General features: G+C 64.7%; 14 protein-coding genes. 7 read left to right on the top strand and 7 right to left on the bottom strand.

Translation table 11 applies throughout. The features are described from left to right. Positions 1-331 precede the first annotated feature (331 nt). The 3 genes from ffh (at position 332) to rimM (ending at position 3,245) form a co-directional block, all read left to right on the top strand. Entirely contained in the window at positions 332-1,876 is a 1,545-nt protein-coding gene (gene ffh / locus EV283_RS01000) for a signal recognition particle protein (RefSeq protein WP_130321991.1), read from the top strand. Positions 1,877-1,997: 121 nt separating this feature from the next. Beyond that, positions 1,998-2,420, top strand: a complete 423-nt coding sequence (rpsP, locus tag EV283_RS00995) for a 30S ribosomal protein S16 (RefSeq protein WP_056411016.1) — start codon at positions 1,998-2,000, stop codon at positions 2,418-2,420. Between the two features lie 267 nt (positions 2,421-2,687). Next, positions 2,688-3,245: a ribosome maturation factor RimM gene (gene rimM, locus EV283_RS00990; RefSeq protein ID WP_130323796.1), complete on the top strand. Its 558-nt coding sequence runs from the start codon at positions 2,688-2,690 to the stop codon at positions 3,243-3,245. A 78-nt stretch (positions 3,246-3,323) separates the two neighbouring features. On the opposite strand, the gene EV283_RS00985 is transcribed toward rimM, so the two are convergent. After that, a complete protein-coding gene (locus tag EV283_RS00985; protein ID WP_130321989.1) occupies positions 3,324-4,229 on the bottom strand; it encodes an NAD(P)/FAD-dependent oxidoreductase in 906 nt (301 codons plus the stop codon). Between the two features lie 120 nt (positions 4,230-4,349). Here EV283_RS00985 and trmD point away from each other — a divergent pair, with 120 nt between their 5' ends. Continuing rightward, positions 4,350-5,075, top strand: a complete 726-nt coding sequence (gene trmD, locus EV283_RS00980) for a tRNA (guanosine(37)-N1)-methyltransferase TrmD (protein ID WP_130321987.1) — start codon at positions 4,350-4,352, stop codon at positions 5,073-5,075. 2 nt (positions 5,076-5,077) lie between these two features. After that, complete coding sequence (gene rplS / locus EV283_RS00975) at positions 5,078-5,470, top strand: 50S ribosomal protein L19 (protein WP_031395442.1); 393 nt, start codon at positions 5,078-5,080, stop codon at positions 5,468-5,470. 817 nt (positions 5,471-6,287) lie between these two features. On the opposite strand, the gene EV283_RS00970 is transcribed toward rplS, so the two are convergent. The 6 genes from EV283_RS00970 to EV283_RS00945 all read right to left on the bottom strand — a co-directional run bounded on the left by EV283_RS00970 (position 6,288) and on the right by EV283_RS00945 (position 13,109). After that, a complete protein-coding gene (locus EV283_RS00970) occupies positions 6,288-6,830 on the bottom strand; it encodes a pseudouridine synthase (RefSeq protein ID WP_130321985.1) in 543 nt (180 codons plus the stop codon). Between the two features lie 120 nt (positions 6,831-6,950). After that, positions 6,951-7,853 carry a hypothetical protein gene (locus tag EV283_RS00965; protein WP_130321983.1) on the bottom strand — a complete coding sequence of 301 codons (903 nt, stop codon included), beginning with the start codon at positions 7,851-7,853 and terminating at the stop codon, positions 6,951-6,953. Between the two features lie 375 nt (positions 7,854-8,228). Further along, positions 8,229-10,256: an RNA polymerase sigma factor RpoD gene (gene rpoD / locus EV283_RS00960; protein ID WP_056411003.1), complete on the bottom strand. Its 2,028-nt coding sequence runs from the start codon at positions 10,254-10,256 to the stop codon at positions 8,229-8,231. Further along, the gene (dnaG, locus tag EV283_RS00955; protein WP_130321982.1) at positions 10,256-12,118 is read right to left on the bottom strand and encodes a DNA primase; all 1,863 of its coding nucleotides are present in this window, start codon (positions 12,116-12,118) and stop codon (positions 10,256-10,258) included. The genes rpoD and dnaG overlap by 1 nt, the downstream gene beginning before the upstream one ends. Then, complete coding sequence (locus tag EV283_RS00950; protein ID WP_130321981.1) at positions 12,109-12,591, bottom strand: endonuclease domain-containing protein; 483 nt, start codon at positions 12,589-12,591, stop codon at positions 12,109-12,111. Before EV283_RS00950 ends, dnaG begins: the two co-directional genes overlap by 10 nt. Before the next feature lie 65 nt (positions 12,592-12,656). Continuing rightward, positions 12,657-13,109 (bottom strand): GatB/YqeY domain-containing protein, encoded by a 453-nt coding sequence (locus EV283_RS00945; RefSeq protein WP_130321980.1) that lies wholly within the window; start codon positions 13,107-13,109, stop codon positions 12,657-12,659. A gap of 140 nt (positions 13,110-13,249) precedes the next feature. Here EV283_RS00945 and carA point away from each other — a divergent pair, with 140 nt between their 5' ends. Together carA and carB are read left to right on the top strand one after the other, a co-directional pair. Next, on the top strand, positions 13,250-14,488 hold the full coding sequence (gene carA, locus EV283_RS00940) for a glutamine-hydrolyzing carbamoyl-phosphate synthase small subunit (protein ID WP_130321979.1): 1,239 nt from the start codon (positions 13,250-13,252) through the stop codon (positions 14,486-14,488). 304 nt (positions 14,489-14,792) lie between these two features. Beyond that, entirely contained in the window at positions 14,793-18,125 is a 3,333-nt protein-coding gene (gene carB, locus EV283_RS00935) for a carbamoyl-phosphate synthase large subunit (RefSeq protein WP_130321978.1), read from the top strand.

The raw sequence follows: 18,125 nt of genomic DNA, 5'->3' as shown, positions 1-18,125 counted from the left end.
GATTGGTATGTGGTGTGCCATGCGAGAGGTGTAGGAGATGTTAAGGCCGCGTTTAGCCGCGACGGGGCGTGGCTGGCGCGCGATTGGTTGCACAAGATTGGCTGCGGACTCGGGTCCGGTGAAGGATTGCCCTGCATCGAACGCTCGCTCGGATGGTCTGCTGCCACGAACGGCTCATGGCCCATCTTGCATCCGGTGCGGCATTCCAGTAGTGGGCGACCCACGTTCCGTTACGGGGCGCATATGACGAGCATCCAAGGATGCACGCTGGCCGGCGAGGTTTCGCCCGCCGGCGCTTTTGCGTTTGGTGGCGGTAATTGGGAGTATTTCGATGTTCGAAAGCCTGAGCGATCGACTTGGCGGAGTCTTCGACCGCCTTCGCGGCCGGGGTGCGCTGACCGAAGCGGACGTGCGCGCAGCGATGCGCGAGGTGCGCGTCGCGCTGCTCGAAGCCGACGTCGCGCTGCCCGTCGCGCGCGAGTTCGTCGAGAAGGCGACCGAGAAGGCCGTCGGCCAGAACGTGCTCCGCTCGGTCACGCCGGGGCAGCAGGTCGTCAAGATCGTCAGCGACGCTCTGGTCGAGATGCTCGGTGCCGAGGCCTCCGAGCTCGAACTGGGCGTCACGCCGCCCGCGGTCATCATGATGGTCGGGCTTCAGGGCTCGGGCAAGACGACCACCACCGCGAAGATCGCCAAGCGGCTCGCGGCGGGGCAGTCGGCGATCGGCGGCAACGGGCGCGAGCGCAAGAAGGTGCTGATGGCGTCGCTCGACGTCAATCGCCCGAACGCGCAGGAGCAGCTCGCGACGCTCGGCACGCAGATCGACGTCGCGACTCTGCCGATCGTGCAGGGCCAGCAGCCGGTCGACATCGCGCGGCGCGCGATGCAGGCGGCCAAGCTGCAGGGCTATGACGTCCTGATGCTCGACACCGCGGGTCGACTCCATGTCGACCAGGCGCTGATGGACGAGATGAAGGCGGTCGCCGACGTCGCGAACCCGGCCGAGATCCTGCTCGTCGTCGATTCACTGACCGGGCAGGACGCGGTCAACGTCGCGCAGAACTTCTCCGACCAGGTGCCGCTGACCGGCATCGTGCTGACCCGCATGGACGGCGATGCGCGCGGTGGTGCGGCGCTGTCGATGCGCGCGGTCACCGGCAAGCCGATCAAGTTTGCGGGCACCGGCGAGAAGCTCGACGCGCTCGAGGCGTTCCATCCCGAGCGTGTCGCCGGTCGGATCCTCGGCATGGGCGACGTCGTCAGCCTGGTCGAGCGCGCCGCGGAGTCGATCCAGGCCGAAGACGCCGAGCGGATGGCCGCCAAGATGGCCAAGGGTCAGTTCGACATGAACGACCTGCGCGCCCAGCTGGCGCAAATGCAGCGGATGGGCGGGCTCGGCGCACTGGCGGGGATGATCCCCGGCATGAAGAAGGCGCAGGGCGCGGTTGCTTCGGTCGGTGGCGAGAAGGTCCTCGTCCATATGGACGCGATGATCGGATCGATGACGATCAAGGAGCGCAACAAGCCTGAGCTGATCAACGCCAAGCGCAAGATCCGCATCGCCAAGGGCTCCGGCACCACGGTGCAGGAGGTCAACAAGCTGCTCAAGATGCACCTCGAAATGTCGACCGCCATGAAGAAGATCAAGAAGATGGGCGGCATGAAGGGCATGATGGCGATGCTCGGCAAGGGCGGCATGGGCGGCGGTCTCGGCGGCATCGGTAATGCGATCGGCGGACCGCAGATGGGCGACATGCTCAACAAGGCCGGCGCAGGCGGGCTTCCGGGGGGTAACTCCGGGGGGGGGCTGCCGGGTCTGGGTGGCAAGATGCCGCAGCTGCCGGCCAGTTTCGACGATTTTCTGAAGAAGAAATAACCCTCCGCGCCCCACCGTCATCCCAGCGAACGCTGGGATCTCCCGGCGAGAGTGCGGAACCTATCAACCCAAAGACCCCAGCTTTCGCTGGGGTGACGTTTAGATCCAGAAGGAAAATATCATGGCAATCAACATTCGCCTCGCGCGCGGTGGCTCCAAGAAGCGTCCCTATTACAAGATCGTCGTCGCCGATGCGCGCAGCCCGCGTGACGGCCGCTTCATCGAGAAGATCGGCAACTACAACCCGCTCCTCGCCAAGGACAATGAGCAGCGCGTGCAGCTCGACGCCGATCGCGCGAAGCATTGGCTGAGCGTCGGCGCGCAGCCGACCGACCGCGTCGCACGCTTCCTCGACCAGGCCGGCGTTCTCGAGCGTTCGGCACGCAACAACCCGAACAAGGGCAAGCCCGGCGAGAAGGCCACCGAGCGTGCTGAAGAGCGTGCGACCAAGGCGGCCGAAGCTGCCGAGGCCGAAGCAGCTGCAAAGGCGGCACCTGCCGAAGCAGAGGCACCCGCTGCCGAGACCGAAGAAGCCGCTTCGTAAGACTGCGGATGGGTCGGCTCCGATGGGGCCGATCCGTCTTTCTGCCGTCATTCCAGCGAAGGCTGGGATCCAGAGCCAAGGGCGGCAACGTCTGTGGCTCTGGATCCTGGGTCTAGCCCAGGATGACGGTTTGGGGGCGGCGACGTTCGCACCCGAATGGCGGTTCATGCGTTCTTTGTCGGTCTGTCACCCTCAAGGAGCGCATGATGACCCCCGATCCAGATCCAAGAACAGCCCCCGCACCCGAGGACATCGAAGATGCCAGCAATGAAGGCGTCTCCGCCGAAGACCCCGCCGAAGGCGCCGACGACAGCCCCGGACCCGACACCGGCTCCGCGCAAGGATAAAGTCACGCTCGCCGTCGTGATCGGCGCGCACGGCATCGGCGGCGAGGTGCGGCTGAAGGTCTTTGCCGAGAATTTCGGGGCTTATAAAAGCTTCAACGATGGCGCGCTGACGCTGAAGTCGGCGCGGGCTGGCAATAACGGCACGATCGCGCGCTTCGCCGAGGTTGCCGATCGCAATGCGGCCGAGGCGATGCGCGGGACCGAACTGACCGTGCCGCGATCGTCGCTGCCGCCGCTCGACGACGGCGAATATTATCATACCGACGTGATCGGGCTCGCGGTTGTCTCGACCGACGGCGAGGTGATCGGCCAGGTCGTCGCAATCGACAATTTCGGCGCGGGCGACGTGATCGAGATCGAGCGGCCCGCCGTGGACGAAAAGCCCGGCAAGCGGTTCATGGTGCCGATGCGTGTCGAGGCGGTGCCCGAATGGGATTCCGAGCGGCTCGTGGTCGAGGCGTCTTTCGCTACCGAATAATGCCCCCGGGGCTGCTTGTTCTCCCGCAAAGGCGGGAGCCCAGTCTGGGTCCCCGCCTTCGCGGGGACATAGGCAACGCTAGCGCCGGATCGGGCGCTGTTCCGACAGCATGTTGCGGATCGTCGTGGCGGCTACGCCGGCTTCGCCCATCGCGTGGCTGATCTGGTCGAGCCCCTTCACGACATCGCCTGCTGCGAACAGCCCGGGGATCGAGGTGCGTTGATGGTCGTCGACCTCGAGACACCCTTCGTCCGTCGCGCGTGCGCCGGCAGCGACGGCGAGTTCCGAGCGGATCACCGAGCCCAGTGCCGGATAGACACTGTCGAACGACAGCCGCGCCTCGACCGTGTCGAGGGCGAACCGGTCGCCTTCGATCGCATAGTTGCCGCAGGGGCCGCCGACACGGACGATCCCGGCATCGTCCAGCGCCGCCTCGCAGGCCGGATCGAGATCGTGGCCGCCGTCTGGCGCGATCAGCGTCACGTCCTTAGTGTAGCCGCGCAGGAACAGCGCCTCACGCATGCCGTGGTCGCCGGTGCCGATTACGCCGACACGCTTGTCCGTCACCTCATAGCCATCACAGATCGGGCAATAGCGGAACAGGCCGGCCTCGAGCGCTGCGTCATGGACCGCGTCGGGCATGGCGGGGCGGTTGTTCACCACGCCGGTCGCGAGCAGGACGCTCCGCGCGCGGGCACGGCGGTCGCCGAGGCGCACGGTGAAGCCGTCGTCCTCCACCTCGATCGCGTCGACGCGGACGCCTTCGCGGACCGCCCCATAGGTTTCGGCCTGCGCCAGCATGCGGGCGAGCAAGTCCGTCCCGCGGATCCCCTCGGGATAGCCGGCATGGTTGTGCGTGCACGGGATCAGCGCGGCACGGCTGCTGCCGCAGTCGAACAGCCGGATCGAGAGGTGGAACCGCGCGAGATAGATCGCCGCGGTCAGGCCTGCCGGACCGGCGCCGATGATGATGCAATCGTCCATCCCGCTATCCATCCGGGGCGAGCGTTTCGCCAGCGTAATTGTTCCGCCGGGCCGATCCGTATAAGTGCAGGGCGTCTTCGAGGACGCGCGCTGGCGCAAACGGATAGAGAATTGGACGCTGTGACCTTCGCTGCCACGATATTGACGTTGTACCCCGAAATGTTTCCAGGGCCGCTCGGCACCTCGCTCGCCGGGCGGGCGCTGGGGGAGGGGCGGTGGTCGTGCTCGCCGGTGCAGATTCGCGACTTTGCGACCGACAAGCATCGCTCTGTCGACCATACGCCGGCGGGGGGCGGGGCTGGGATGGTGCTGCGGGCCGACGTGGTGGCCGCGGCGGTCGACAGCGTCGCCGATGGCCGCCCCGTGCTCGCGATGACGCCGCGGGGGCGGCCGCTGACCCAGACGCGCGTGCGTGAACTGGCGCAGGGGCCCGGCGTCACGATCCTGTGCGGCCGGTTCGAGGGGTTCGACGAGCGGCTGTTCGAGGCGCGTGCTATCGAGGAGGTGTCGATCGGCGACTATATCCTGTCGGGGGGCGAGATGGGCGCGCTGGTGCTGCTCGATGCTTGCATTCGGCTGCTGCCCGGCGTAATGGGCGCGGCTTCTAGTGGGGATGACGAGAGCTTCGAAACGGGGCTTCTCGAATATCCGCATTATACCCGACCTCAGATATGGGAAGGGCGCGCGATCCCGCAGGTGCTGCGATCGGGGGATCACGCGAAGATCGATGCATGGCGCAAACGCCGCGCGGAGATCGATACACGGTCACGGCGACCGGACCTTTGGGAACGCCATGAGGGCGTTCGGGTCCAGTCGCCCTCTGGCGCGCAGCGACACGAGGACTGATTATGAACCTGTTGCAGACGATCGAAGCCGAGAACATCGCGAAGTTCCTGGCCAACAAGACGATCCCCGATTTCCGCCCCGGCGATACGCTGAAGGTCGGCGTGAAGGTCGTCGAAGGCGAGCGCACGCGTATTCAGAACTATGAGGGCGTGTGCATCGCGCGCTCGAACAAGGGCATGGGTTCGAACTTCACCGTGCGCAAGATGAGCTTCGGTGAGGGCGTCGAGCGCGTTTTCCCGCTCTACTCGCCGAACGTCGATTCGATCGAAGTCGTCCGCAAGGGCGCCGTGCGTCGCGCCAAGCTGTATTACTTGCGTGGCCGCACCGGCAAGGCAGCGCGTATCGCCGAGCGTCGCGACATGCGCCCCGCCAAGGGCACTGCCGCCGCCGAGTAATCGCGCGGCCCGGGTCTCCGGGTTGAGTTTGGAAAAGGGCGCGGGGGCGATGGTCCCCGCGCCCTTTTTCGTTGCGCGCGGGGCGGGGGAGGGGCGCCGCGCGCATGGCGTTGGAATGCGGCGGTTTATTCGGTCGCGGCGCGGATGCTCCCGGAGTGAAGTATAGGAAGTATAGACGCACGTGCGGCATTTTGCCGCGGGGGCGGCGCGCGCCTGTGCGTGCGGTATCGCGGACGAGGGGGCGGGTGCCAGCATGCGGGGACGGTGCGCTCGGGACGCGGTGTAGGACAGCGATCCGTGCTTCGGGGCGTGGCGGTGGTCTGTTCGCGTTCCCGTTCGAAAGGGCGGTTCTCCCGATCGGAGCTGTCAGCGTTAGTTACCGCAATCCCTGTCGCTTCCTTGTTCTCCCGCGAAGGCGGGAGTCCAGTCTGGGTCCCCGCCTTCGCGGGGAAACAGGCACGTTCGGGAGGACTCATCGTTCGTTGTGGATGCGGCGTAGCCGAGATTGGATTCACGCGAAGGCGCTAAGGCGCGAAGAGAAGGCAGCAGGGGCGGGAGCCAGGCCGGCGACGTCTCTTCGCGCCTTAGCGCCTTCGCGTGAACACCCCCTTCTCTCGTCATCCTGACGAAAGTCAGGACCCGGAGCCACAGGGGGCGCCGCTCGTGACCCTGGGTCCTGACTTTCGTCAGGATGACGGTGTGGGGAGGGCGGCGTTACGCTCGCCATCGCCAACGCTGCTCGTCCGAGGTGGGTAGCCGTAGGGTGTACGCGCTCCAGCTGGCTCGCACGCCGCCGTCAGCCCGCCGCGACCGCCCGTCAGGCGTCGCGCCACGTTCCGGGCGCCAGATCGGCCAGCGTCCACTCGCCGATGCTCCAGCGGACGAGCCGCAGCGTCGGGTGGCCGATCGCCGCGGTCATGCGGCGGACCTGGCGGTTGCGGCCTTCGCGGATCGTGATGCGCAGCCAGCAATCGGGGATGCTCGCGCGCACGCGGATCGGCGGGACGCGCGGCCAGAGACCGGGCGCGGCGATCCGTTCGACCTCGGCGGGGCGGGTGGGGCCGTCCTTCAGCACGACGCCCTCTCGCAGCCGGTCGAGCGCGGCCTCGTCGGCATCGCCCTCGACCTGCACGAGATAGGTTTTGGCCAGCTTGAACTTGGGATCCGCGATCCGCGCCTGGAGGCGACCGTCGTCGGTCAGCAGCAACAGCCCTTCGCTGTCCCGATCCAGCCGCCCCGCCGGATAGACGCTGGGTACGTCGACGAACTGCGACAGCGTCGCGCGCGGCGTCGGCGAGCCCGCGTCGGTGAACTGGCTGAGGACGTCGTAGGGTTTGTTGAAGAGGATCAGGCGGGGCATGGCGGGGCTTTAGAGGGATTGTCGGCCGGGCAAAACCAAGGGCATGGATGCGGGGGGCTGCCTGGTGGAGCCGAGGGGGATCGGTTAAAATCCCCGTAAGTACAGAAAAGCAAAGGATAATTATTTCGGCGTCGGGACCGTTGTGTTAGCCCTTTGTACTAGCTTAGGCAAGGATTTTACTTCTCCCACGATGGCGGCAATCTCACTCTCTAGGAGCGCCTCAGCGGCAGCTAACTCTTTCCTTGCCATGTCTTGATCGAGTATTTGCAGGATCGCCGCCTTCACCACCGGGAAATATTTCCTACACGTTTCCTCGTCCAAGCCATGAATTCCGATGCTCAGGATACTGTAGACCTTACGGTGCTTTACAAGCGCCGGAGGCAATACCGAAGCCAGTCCCTTAATCTTATCGTCCATATGAAGGCCGTCAAAATTAGGCACTGGCGTTCCCGCGTTTGCTAATGCTTGATGATGAACCGATATAAGCCGTTCAAAAATGCGCCGTAAGTAGACAAACGATCCAATCCCTATGCCGTGGGCAAAAAGACCTGAAGCCCTCTTCAATTCTGCGTAGTCAGCTTTACTAAGAAACTTTCGATATTTAACCAGATCGGCTGATCCGATATCTTCTAGCGAAGGATACTGACCTATTTTGGAAAAGCTCAGATTGGTTAGTAGGAAATAATACGTATACGACCGTGAGCAACGAACACAGCTTGCATTAAGGCCGAAATATCCCGGGTCAAGCGACGTAGATTGCCGAGATGCTCGACTCTCAGAAGCAATAGATTTTGGCACAGTATTAGATATAGAACGAAATGTCTTAAATATTGAGGCAGCGTTGCAATATATACAAAACGCGTCGATTTGGAAGTTTCCGCGTCGTAACGTATCGATTGCCTCAAGATCATCTTCGTTGACTGGCATGGCATCATACAAGGATCGATCTAGAAGAATTTCCTTTATGGAAGGCAGCGCAGTGATCGGCATATTCTCGTTAGTAGCTATCTCGTTACCTGCCACATCATCACCCTATGGTAGCCGTTCACGACCTAATTTTGATACAGATACGCGAGCGGGCAATCCAGACAAGGGTGAGCGCGGTTCTCCCCGTATGCCCGGTCCGCCCCTCACACGATTGGGACACGCCTAGCGCGACCTGCATTATCGCGCGCGGTTCTCCATCCCCGCATGACGCCTCACAGTCGCCAAACGATCCTCCGCTGTCACTGTCCAGCATAACCTAACGAGGTTCAGACGAAGGCTGCTAGGGCGCTGTTGCGCTTTCGACGCGTAGCGCGGTGTAAATGCCAACCTAAATTGGACGCGCCTAGCCGATAAAAAAGGCCGCGGTGTTTCCACCGCGGCCCGTTCGTTCTGTCAGGAATTCCGCAACCCTTACTGGTCGAGGAAGCTCCGCATTTTCCGGCTGCGCGACGGATGCTTCAGCTTCCGCAGTGCCTTCGCCTCGATCTGGCGGATGCGCTCGCGGGTCACCGAGAATTGCTGGCCGACTTCCTCGAGCGTGTGGTCGGTGTTCATGCCGATGCCGAAGCGCATGCGCAGCACGCGTTCCTCACGCGGGGTCAGCGACGCCAGCACGCGCGTGACGGTTTCCTTGAGGTTGGCCTGGATCGCGGCGTCCACCGGGATGATCGCGTTCTTGTCCTCGATGAAGTCGCCGAGATGCGAATCCTCCTCGTCGCCGATCGGCGTTTCGAGGCTGATCGGCTCCTTGGCGATCTTCATCACCTTGCGGACCTTCTCGAGCGGCATGGAGAGGCGCTCGGCCATCTCCTCCGGGGTCGGCTCGCGGCCCTGCTCGTGGAGGAACTGGCGGCTGGTGCGGACCAGCTTGTTGATCGTCTCGATCATGTGGACCGGGATGCGGATCGTGCGGGCCTGGTCGGCGATCGAGCGCGTGATCGCCTGGCGGATCCACCAGGTGGCGTAGGTGCTGAACTTGTAGCCGCGGCGATACTCGAACTTGTCGACCGCCTTCATCAGGCCGATATTGCCCTCCTGGATGAGATCCAGGAACTGCAGGCCGCGGTTCGTGTACTTCTTGGCGATCGAGATCACGAGCCGCAGATTCGCCTCGACCATTTCCTTCTTGGCGATACGCGCCTCGCGCTCGCCCTTCTGGACCATGTTGACGATCCGGCGGAACTCGGTGAGCGCCATGCCGGTCTGCTGCGTGATGTCGGCGATCTCGGCGCGGATGCGCTCGACCGCCTCGCTCTCGTTGGCGACGAACGCGGTCCACTTCTTGTCGACCTTGTTGACCGTCGCCAGCCAGTTCTCGTCGATCTCGTGACCGATATAGCGATCGAGGAAGTCCTTGCGCGGCACCTTGTGGCGCTCGGCGAGGCGCAGCATCTGGCCGCCCAGCGCGGTCAGGCGACGGTTATAAGCATAGAGCTGATCGACGAGATATTCGATCTTGGCGTTGTGGAACTGGACGCTCTCGACCTCGGCGGTGAGTTCTTCGCGCAGCTTCTGATACTTGCGCTCGTCGGCGGCCGAGAACTCGCCGCCGATGCCCATCGCGTCGACGCGCGATTGCTGGATCTTGCTGAATTTCTTGTAGAGCGCGGTGATGTTGGCGAACCGCTCGAGCGCGATCGGCTTCAGCTGCTCTTCCATCTGCGCGAGGCTGAGGGTGTTGTCCTCCTCCTCGTCGTCCGACGCGCGCGGGGTGCGGCGCTCGCCGTCCTCGTCCTCGTCGGCGGACGGCTCTTCGGGCTCGGCCTCTTCCTTGAACGAGGGCCCGGCATTCTTTTCGCTGATCTCGCCGTCGTCGGCCTCGCCGTCCTCGGCCATCGCTTCGGGCGCGGGGTCCTTCGAGAGCATCGCGTCGAGATCCATGATCTCGCGCAGCTGCATCGTGCCCTCGTTGAGCGCGGTCGACCAATCGATGATCGCGTTGAAGGTGATCGGCGATTCGCACAGACCCAGGATCATCGTGTCACGACCCGCCTCGATCCGCTTGGCGATGGCGATCTCGCCCTCGCGGCTGAGCAGCTCGACGGCGCCCATTTCGCGCAGGTACATGCGGACCGGATCGTCGGTGCGATCGACGGTCTCCTTCTTCTTCTCGATCGCGGGGCCGGTATCGGCATCCGCGTCGGTGCTCTCCGCCTCGTCCTCATCGTCCTTGGCGGGCTCGGTCTCGCCGTCTTCGCCGGCTTCGTCGTTCTCGACGATGTTGATGCCCATCTCGGACAGCGCGGCGCTGATGTCCTCGATCTGGTCGGACGACATCTCGCCCTGCGGCAGCGCTTCGTTGAGCTGCTCATAGGTGATGTAGCCGCGCTTCTTGGCGCGCGCGATGACCTTCTTGATCGACGCATCGTTCATGTCGATCAGCGGCGCATCGCCGGTTTCGTTCGTCTCGGCGGGTTCCGCCATGTTCGCCTTAGCCATCAATCGCCCTCGGTACCCAACGCTCGGGCGTCTTCGTTCGACTGTACAAGATTTGCAAGTCGGACTTCCAACGCCTGTTTCTCTCTTACCATAGCCACTTGTCGTTCGAACGCATCTTCGGTGAAGTGCGTCTGCATCGCCGCGGTCGCCTGTTTCAGCGCCGCGTCGACTTCCGGGCGTGCGACCATGATCGCGATCGCCTCGTCTAGGTCGGCGCGGACGCGGGCTGGATCGGCCGTGGTCTGCGTGAACGAGTAGGGCATCGTATCGGCTCTCAACAGGTCACTCGCGACTGAATTGAAACCGGACCTCGCCAATATGGTGAGAAGTCGCCCGCTATCAAGCTTCTGGTCCTCAAGTGCAACATCCACGACCGCTTCGAACAACCGGCCGAGCGCACCGTCGATGAGTTGCAGGGGGCCGAGCACCTCCATGTGCCGCGCGATCTCAACGGGATGGCGGATCAGGCCGGCGAGGACGGCCTTCGCCAGCACGCGGTCGATTCCAGTCGCGAGAAACGCTTTTGCGTCCTCGGTGACGGGGGCGGCGGGGGGCTTCCAGCCGCCTTTGGGGCGTTCTCCGCGGGGGACGAACGGCGCTCGGACGGGTTTGAAGTGCTTGTAGAAGCGGTCCTTGAACTCGGACTGGTATTCCTGCTTCACCGACGCGTCGGCGATGCCTTCCGCGAGCTCGTGGAGGCGGCGCTTGAGGCCGGCGCGCTGTTCGGGGGTGTCGAGTGCCTCGGCGGCGACTTCGGAGGCCCAGAGGCGCTCGACGAGCGGTTCGGGGTTCTTGAGCAGCGCCTCGAACGCGGCGGGGCCGCCCGAGCGGACGAGGTCGTCGGGGTCCTGGCCCTGCGGGAGCGTGACGAAGGCGAGGCTGCGGCCGGGGGCGAGCAGGGGGAGCGCGCGGTGGGCGGCGCGGAGGGCTGCCTTCTGGCCGGCGCCGTCGCCGTCGAAGCAGAGGAGGGGGACGTCGACCATGCGCCATAGCCGTTCGAGCTGCGCTTCGGTGAGCGCGGTGCCGAGCGGGGCGACTGCTTCGCTAAAACCCGCCTGGGCGAGGGCGATGACGTCCATATAGCCCTCGACCACGAGGACGCGGCCCGATTTGCGCGAGGCGGGGGCGGCCTTGTCGAGGTTGTAGAGCGTGCGGCCCTTGTCGAAGAGCGGCGTATCCGGGGAGTTCAAATACTTCGGCTCACCGCCGTCGAGCACGCGGCCGCCGAACGCGATCGTCCGGCCGCGCGGGTCGCGGATCGGGATCATCAGCCGGCCGCGGAACCGGTCGTACGGGTCCTTGCCCTCGACGTTGATGAGCATGCCGGATTCGACCAGCATGGGGTCGCCGTATGTTTTCAGCGCGGTCTTGAGTTTGCCGCGGCTGTCGGGGGCGAACCCCATGCCGAACGCGCGGGCAGTCTCGGGCGTGATCCCGCGGCGGTCTAGCAGCGCGCGGGCGTCGGCGCCGGGGAGGCCGTTGAGTTGCTCGGTGAACCAGTCGGCGGCGTCGGACATGACCTCGTGCAGGCCCTTGGCGCGTTCGGCCTTGGCGGCGGACTGGCGGTCCATCGCGGGCATGTCCATCCCGGCGGCCTGGGCGAGTTCCTTGACCGCATCCATGAACGGCAGGCCGCGCTGGTCGGTCATCCACTTGATCGCGTCGCCATGCGCCGAGCAGCCGAAGCAGTGGTAAAAGCCCTTGTCGTCGTTGACGTAGAACGATGGCGTCTTCTCGTTGTGGAACGGGCAGCAGCCCTTGTGCTCGCGGCCGGCCTTGGTGAGCTTGGTGGTCTTGCCGACCAGGGCGGACAGCGAGGTGCGGCCGCGGAGTTCGTCGAGGAATTGTGGGGTCAGGGCCATGGGGTGGCTTTTTCCGGCGTGGGGTGTGCGGCGCTGCCCTCCCCCGACCCCTCCCGCGAGCGGGAGGGGAGGAGAAGAGTTGCGCTCGCCTCGGCTGCGACGGTGTCCCCCTTCCGCTTGCGGGAGGGGTTAGGGGAGGGGCGTTCCGCAAGGACGCGCGCGATCTCGGCCACCACGCCTTCCAGCCGCTCCAGCACGTCGTTGTTCCAGAACCGGATCACTCGGTAGCCTTGGTTTTCGATGAAGCGCGTCCTTCGCGCATCGTCGTCGGATTGCCAGTCATGCTGCCCGCCATCGACTTCTATCACGAGCCTGGTGGCGCGCGAGACGAAATCACAGATGAACGGGCCGATAGGGACCTGGCGATTGAACCTGACGCCGGACGTCCGGCGCGCCGCGAGGTGTTGCCATAGCGCGCTTTCGGCGCGGGTGGGGGTGGCGCGGAGGGCTCGGATGCGGGTGCGTTGTTCCAATGCTCCGTCTCCTTTGTGGCGCTGCCCTCCCCCGACCCCTCCCGCAGGCGGGAGGGGAGCAGAAATTACGAGAGCGCCGCCTTTACCAGCCCGCTCGCCTTGCTCATGTCGAGCTCGCTCGCGTGGCGCGTCTTCAGTTCGGCCATCACGCGGCCCATGTCCTTCATGCCGGTCGCGCCGAGCTCGTCCTTGATCTTGAGGATCGCCGCGGTCGTCTCCGCCTCGCTCAGCTGCGCGGGCAGGAAGCGTTCGATCACGGCGACCTCGGCCGACTCCGCGTCGGCGAGTTCCTGGCGGCCGCCGTTCGAAAACATTTCGATCGACTCGCGGCGCTGCTTGACCATCTTCTGGAGGACTTCGACGACCAGCGCGTCGTCGCTCTCGGGGGCCTTGCCGGTGCGCGCTTCGATGTCGCGGTTCTTGATCGCGGCCTGGATCAACGAGATAGCGTTGCGGCTCTGCTTGTCGCCGGCCTTCATGGCGGTCAGCTGCGCAGCCTTGATGTCGTCGCGAATCATGTACTGGTCTTTCAGGCGGTTCGGGATAGCCCGACGGGATAGCGCGTCCGCCGCCCGTTTAACAGATTGACGCTGCGGCACGCCGGCCTTAGCGGACACCACTTAGCGACATCGTCAACGTAAAGAGAGTGCCCAGCCTGATGGCCGACGCCCAGCCTACACCCATGTCTTCGGCAAAGCCTGCCGGCGCCACCGGCGTGCTCGTCCTCGCCAATGGCGACGTGATCTGGGGTCGCGGGTTCGGCGCAGAGGGCCAGGCGGTCGGCGAAGTGTGCTTCCACACCGCGATGACCGGCTATCAGGAAGTGCTGACCGATCCGTCCTTCGCCGGGCAGATGATCTGCTTCACGTTTCCGCATATTGGGAACGTCGGCGCGAACCCCGACGATATCGAGGCGGACGACCCGCATGCGCTGGGCATCATCGTCCGCGAGGACGTGACGAGCCCCTCGAGCTTCCGCGCCGTCGAGGGACTCGATGGCTGGATGAAGCGGCATGCGCGGATCGGCCTGTCGGGGATCGACACGCGCGCGCTGACGCGGCGGATCCGGGTGGCGGGCGCGCCGAACGGGGTGATCGCGCATGCGGCGAACGGTGAGTTCGATATCCCGGCGCTGCTCGCGATGGCGCAGGGCTGGCCGGGGCTGGAGGGCATGGACCTCGCCAAGGACGTCTCGACCGAGATGCATTATGGCTGGGGCGACAAGGGGCCCGGCGGCACGTGGCGGCTGGGGTTTGGCTATGGGGCCTCGCAGGCGGAGGGCGGCGAACCTGCTCCCCTCCCGCTTGCGGGAGGGGAGCAGAAGACGGCGCGCCCGCATGTCGTCGCGATCGATTACGGCTCGAAGCGCAACATCTTCCGCAACCTCGTCGCGGCGGGTGCGAAGGTGTCCGTCGTGCCCGCCACTGCGAGCTTCGAGCAGGTGATGGCGCTTGCCCCCGACGGCATCTTCCTGTCGAACGGCCCCGGCGATCCCGCCGCGACCGGCGACTATGCGGTGCCGGTGATCCGCGAGCTGCTGGAGACGGGCAAGCCGCTGTTCGGCATCTGCCTCGGCCACCAGCTGCTCGGCCTCGCGGTCGGCGCGACCACGACCAAGATGTTCCAGGGCCACCGCGGCGCCAACCATCCGGTCAAGCGCCTGTCCGATGGTGCGGTCGAGATCACCAGCATGAACCACGGCTTCTCGGTCGAGCGCGACAGCCTGCCGGCGAACGTCCGCGAGACGCATGTGTCGCTGTTCGACGGGTCGAATGCGGGGCTCGAGCTGACCGACAAGCCGGCGTTTTCGGTGCAGTATCATCCCGAGGCCAGCCCGGGGCCGCAGGACAGCCTGTATCTGTTCGAGCGGTTTGTGGGTCAGCTGAGGAACGCATAATGCAGGCGCTCCCCCCTCCAGCTTACCATTGCGTGCAAGCGGCGGACGTAAAATCAGGGTCATCATTCCTAATAGTAAGCGGTGACCCGGCTCAGCTCTCTGCGTTTCTGACCGAAGCGAAGAAGCAGCCGCAATGGACGGTAGAGGCGGACGCTACTGCCAAAGGTATTCGGTTCGCCAGACTGCGCGCTGGTATAAACATTCCCTACCGATCTGTCGGTGGCCTGATCTATTCCGCCCAAACGCGTCATTTGGCCGTAGCGATGACCACTGACCCGCTAATTTGCGAGAATGAAGAGAAATAATGCCAAAACGCACCGACATCTCCTCGATCCTCGTCATCGGCGCAGGACCCATCGTCATCGGCCAGGCGTGCGAGTTCGATTATTCGGGCACGCAGGCGATCAAGGCGTTGAAGGAGGAGGGTTACCGGATCGTCCTCGTCAATTCGAACCCCGCGACGATCATGACCGATCCCGAGCTGGCCGACGCGACCTATGTCGAGCCGATCACGCCCGCGATCGTCGCCAAGATCATCGAGAAGGAGCGTCCTGACGCGATCCTGCCGACGATGGGTGGCCAGACCGCGCTCAACACCGCGCTCGCGCTGTTCCATGACGGTACGCTCGAGAAGTTCGGCGTGACGATGATCGGGGCGGATGCCGATGCGATCGACATGGCCGAGGACCGGCTGAAGTTCCGCGACGCGATGGACCGGATCGGCCTGGAAAGCGCGCGCTCGGTGATCGCACATACTGTCGAGGAAGCGCTGGAAGGTCTTGAGAAGACGGGGCTTCCGTCAATCATCCGGCCGAGCTTCACGATGGGGGGCTCTGGCGGCGGCATCGCGTATAATCGCGAGGAGTTCATCGCGATCGTCCGCAACGGGCTCGACCTGTCGCCGACCACCGAGGTGCTGATCGAGGAATCGATGCTCGGCTGGAAAGAATATGAGATGGAGGTGGTGCGCGATCGCAACGACAACGCGATCATCATCTGCTCGATCGAGAATGTCGATCCGATGGGCGTCCATACCGGCGACTCGATCACGGTCGCGCCGGCGCTGACGCTGACCGACAAGGAATACCAGATCATGCGCAACGCATCGATCGCGGTGTTGCGCGAAATCGGTGTCGAAACAGGTGGTTCGAACGTACAGTTCGCAGTGAATCCGAAGGACGGTCGCCTGATCGTCATCGAGATGAACCCGCGTGTCTCGCGGTCGTCTGCGCTGGCGTCGAAGGCGACGGGCTTCCCGATCGCCAAGGTCGCGGCGAAGCTCGCGGTCGGCTACACGCTCGACGAGATCGAGAACGACATTACCGGCGCGACGCCGGCGAGCTTCGAGCCGACGATCGATTACGTCGTGACGAAGATTCCGCGGTTCGCGTTCGAGAAGTTCAAGGGCGCGTCGAGCACGCTGGGCACCGCGATGAAGTCGGTCGGCGAGGTGATGGCGATCGGCCGCAACATCCATGAATCGATGCAGAAGGCGTTGCGCGGGCTTGAGACGGGGCTGAGCGGGTTCAACCAGGTCGATCATCTGGTCGGCGCGCCGCGCGCGGAGATCGAGGCGGCGCTGGCCATCGCGACTCCCGACCGACTGCTGGTCGCGGCGCAAGCGTTGCGTGAGGGCTTCACCGTCGCCGAGGTGCACGCGATCGCGAAGTACGATCCGTGGTTCCTCGAGCGGATCGCCGAGATCATCGCGGCCGAGGCCGAGGTGATGAAGGACGGGCTGCCGATCGACGCGACCGGCATGCGCCGGTTGAAGAGCATGGGCTTCAGCGACAAGCGGCTTGCGTGGCTGGCGCTGCAATCGGTCAATCTGCGCGGCATGAACCGCGGGATCGCGCGCAGCTCGGGGCTGATCCATGAGGTCGTCAAGGCGATGACCGGCGGCGTGACCGAGGAGGAAGTGCGCGAGCACCGCGTGAAGCTGGGCGTGCGGCCGGTGTTCAAGCGGATCGACACGTGTGCGGCGGAATTCGATGCGAAGACGCCGTATATGTACTCGACCTACGAGGCGCCGAGCTTCGGCGAGCCCGAGAACGAGTCCGAGCCTACTGATCGCAAGAAGATCGTGATCCTGGGCGGCGGGCCGAACCGGATCGGGCAGGGGATCGAGTTCGATTATTGCTGCTGCCATGCGTGTTTCGCGCTCGCGGATGCGGGCTATGAGACGATCATGGTCAACTGCAACCCGGAGACCGTGTCGACCGATTACGACACATCGGACCGGCTGTATTTCGAGCCGCTGACCGCCGAGGACGTGCTGGAGATCCTGCATGTCGAGGCGTCGAAGGGCGAGCTCGTCGGTGTGATCGTGCAGTTTGGCGGGCAGACCCCGCTCAACCTCGCGCGAGCCTTGGAAGCCGCCGGGATTCCGATCCTGGGGACGACGCCGGATGCGATCGATCTGGCGGAGGACCGCGAGCGGTTCGCGGCGCTGATCACCAAGCTGGGGCTGTTGCAGCCCGCCAATGGCCTCGCGCGCAGCCGCGACGAGGCGGTCGCTGCGGCGGAGCGGATCGGTTATCCGGTGCTGATGCGGCCGTCCTATGTGCTCGGCGGGCGCGCGATGGAGATCGTCGACACGCTTGGGCAGCTTGAGCATTATATCGCGACCGCGGTGCAGGTGTCGGGCGACTCGCCGGTGCTGATCGACCAGTATCTGCGCGATGCGATCGAGGTCGATGTCGACGCGATCTGCGACGGCACGGATGTCGTCGTCGCGGGCGTGTTGCAGCATATCGAGGAGGCGGGCGTCCATTCGGGCGATAGCGCGTGCTCGATCCCGCCTTACTCGCTGTCGGCGGAGATCATCGCCGAGATCGAGCGGCAGACGGTGGCGCTTGCGCATGCCCTGTCGGTCGTCGGCTTGATGAACATCCAGTTCGCGGTGAAGGACGGGCTGGTCTACCTCATCGAGGTGAACCCGCGCGCATCGCGCACCGTGCCGTTCGTCGCCAAGGCGATCGGTGCGCCGATCGCCAAGATCGCTGCACGCGTGATGGCGGGCGAGCAGTTGAAGGACCTGCCCAAGGTCGACCGGCATATTGATTATTACGCGGTGAAGGAGGCGGTGTTCCCCTTCAACAAGTTCCCCGGCGTCGACCCGGTGCTGTCACCGGAAATGAAGTCCACCGGCGAAGTCATGGGAATCGATCCCGATTTCACGATCGCGTTTGCAAAAGCGCAGCTCGGCGCGGGGACGATCCTGCCGACCAAGGGCAATGTCTTCGTCAGCGTGAAGGACGGCGACAAGGCGATGATCGTCGAGGCGGTGAAGGCCTTGGTCGACACCGGCTTTGCGATCGTCGCAACCGGCGGCACCGCGGATCACCTCGCACGCGCGGGGCTTCCGGTGGAGAAGGTCAACAAGGTCGCGCAAGGCCGGCCGCATATCGTCGACCGGATCAAGGACGGCGATATCGCGCTGATCTTCAACACGACGGAAGGGTGGCAGAGCCTGAAGGACTCGCAGCCGATCCGCGCATCGGCGCTGGGGCAGCGCATTCCGTATTTCACGACCGCGCCCGCTTCGCTCGAGGCGGCCAAGGCGATCGCCAAGCTTTCGACGCACAGCCTTGAAGTACGGCCCTTGCAATCCTATTATTCGCAGTCGCACAACTGA

It is taken from the genome of Sphingomonas sp. BK036 (genome assembly GCF_004216825.1).
In the GTDB taxonomy this organism is placed as follows: Bacteria; Pseudomonadota; Alphaproteobacteria; order Sphingomonadales; family Sphingomonadaceae; genus Sphingomonas.
This window is presented reverse-complemented; position numbering and strand designations above follow the sequence as displayed.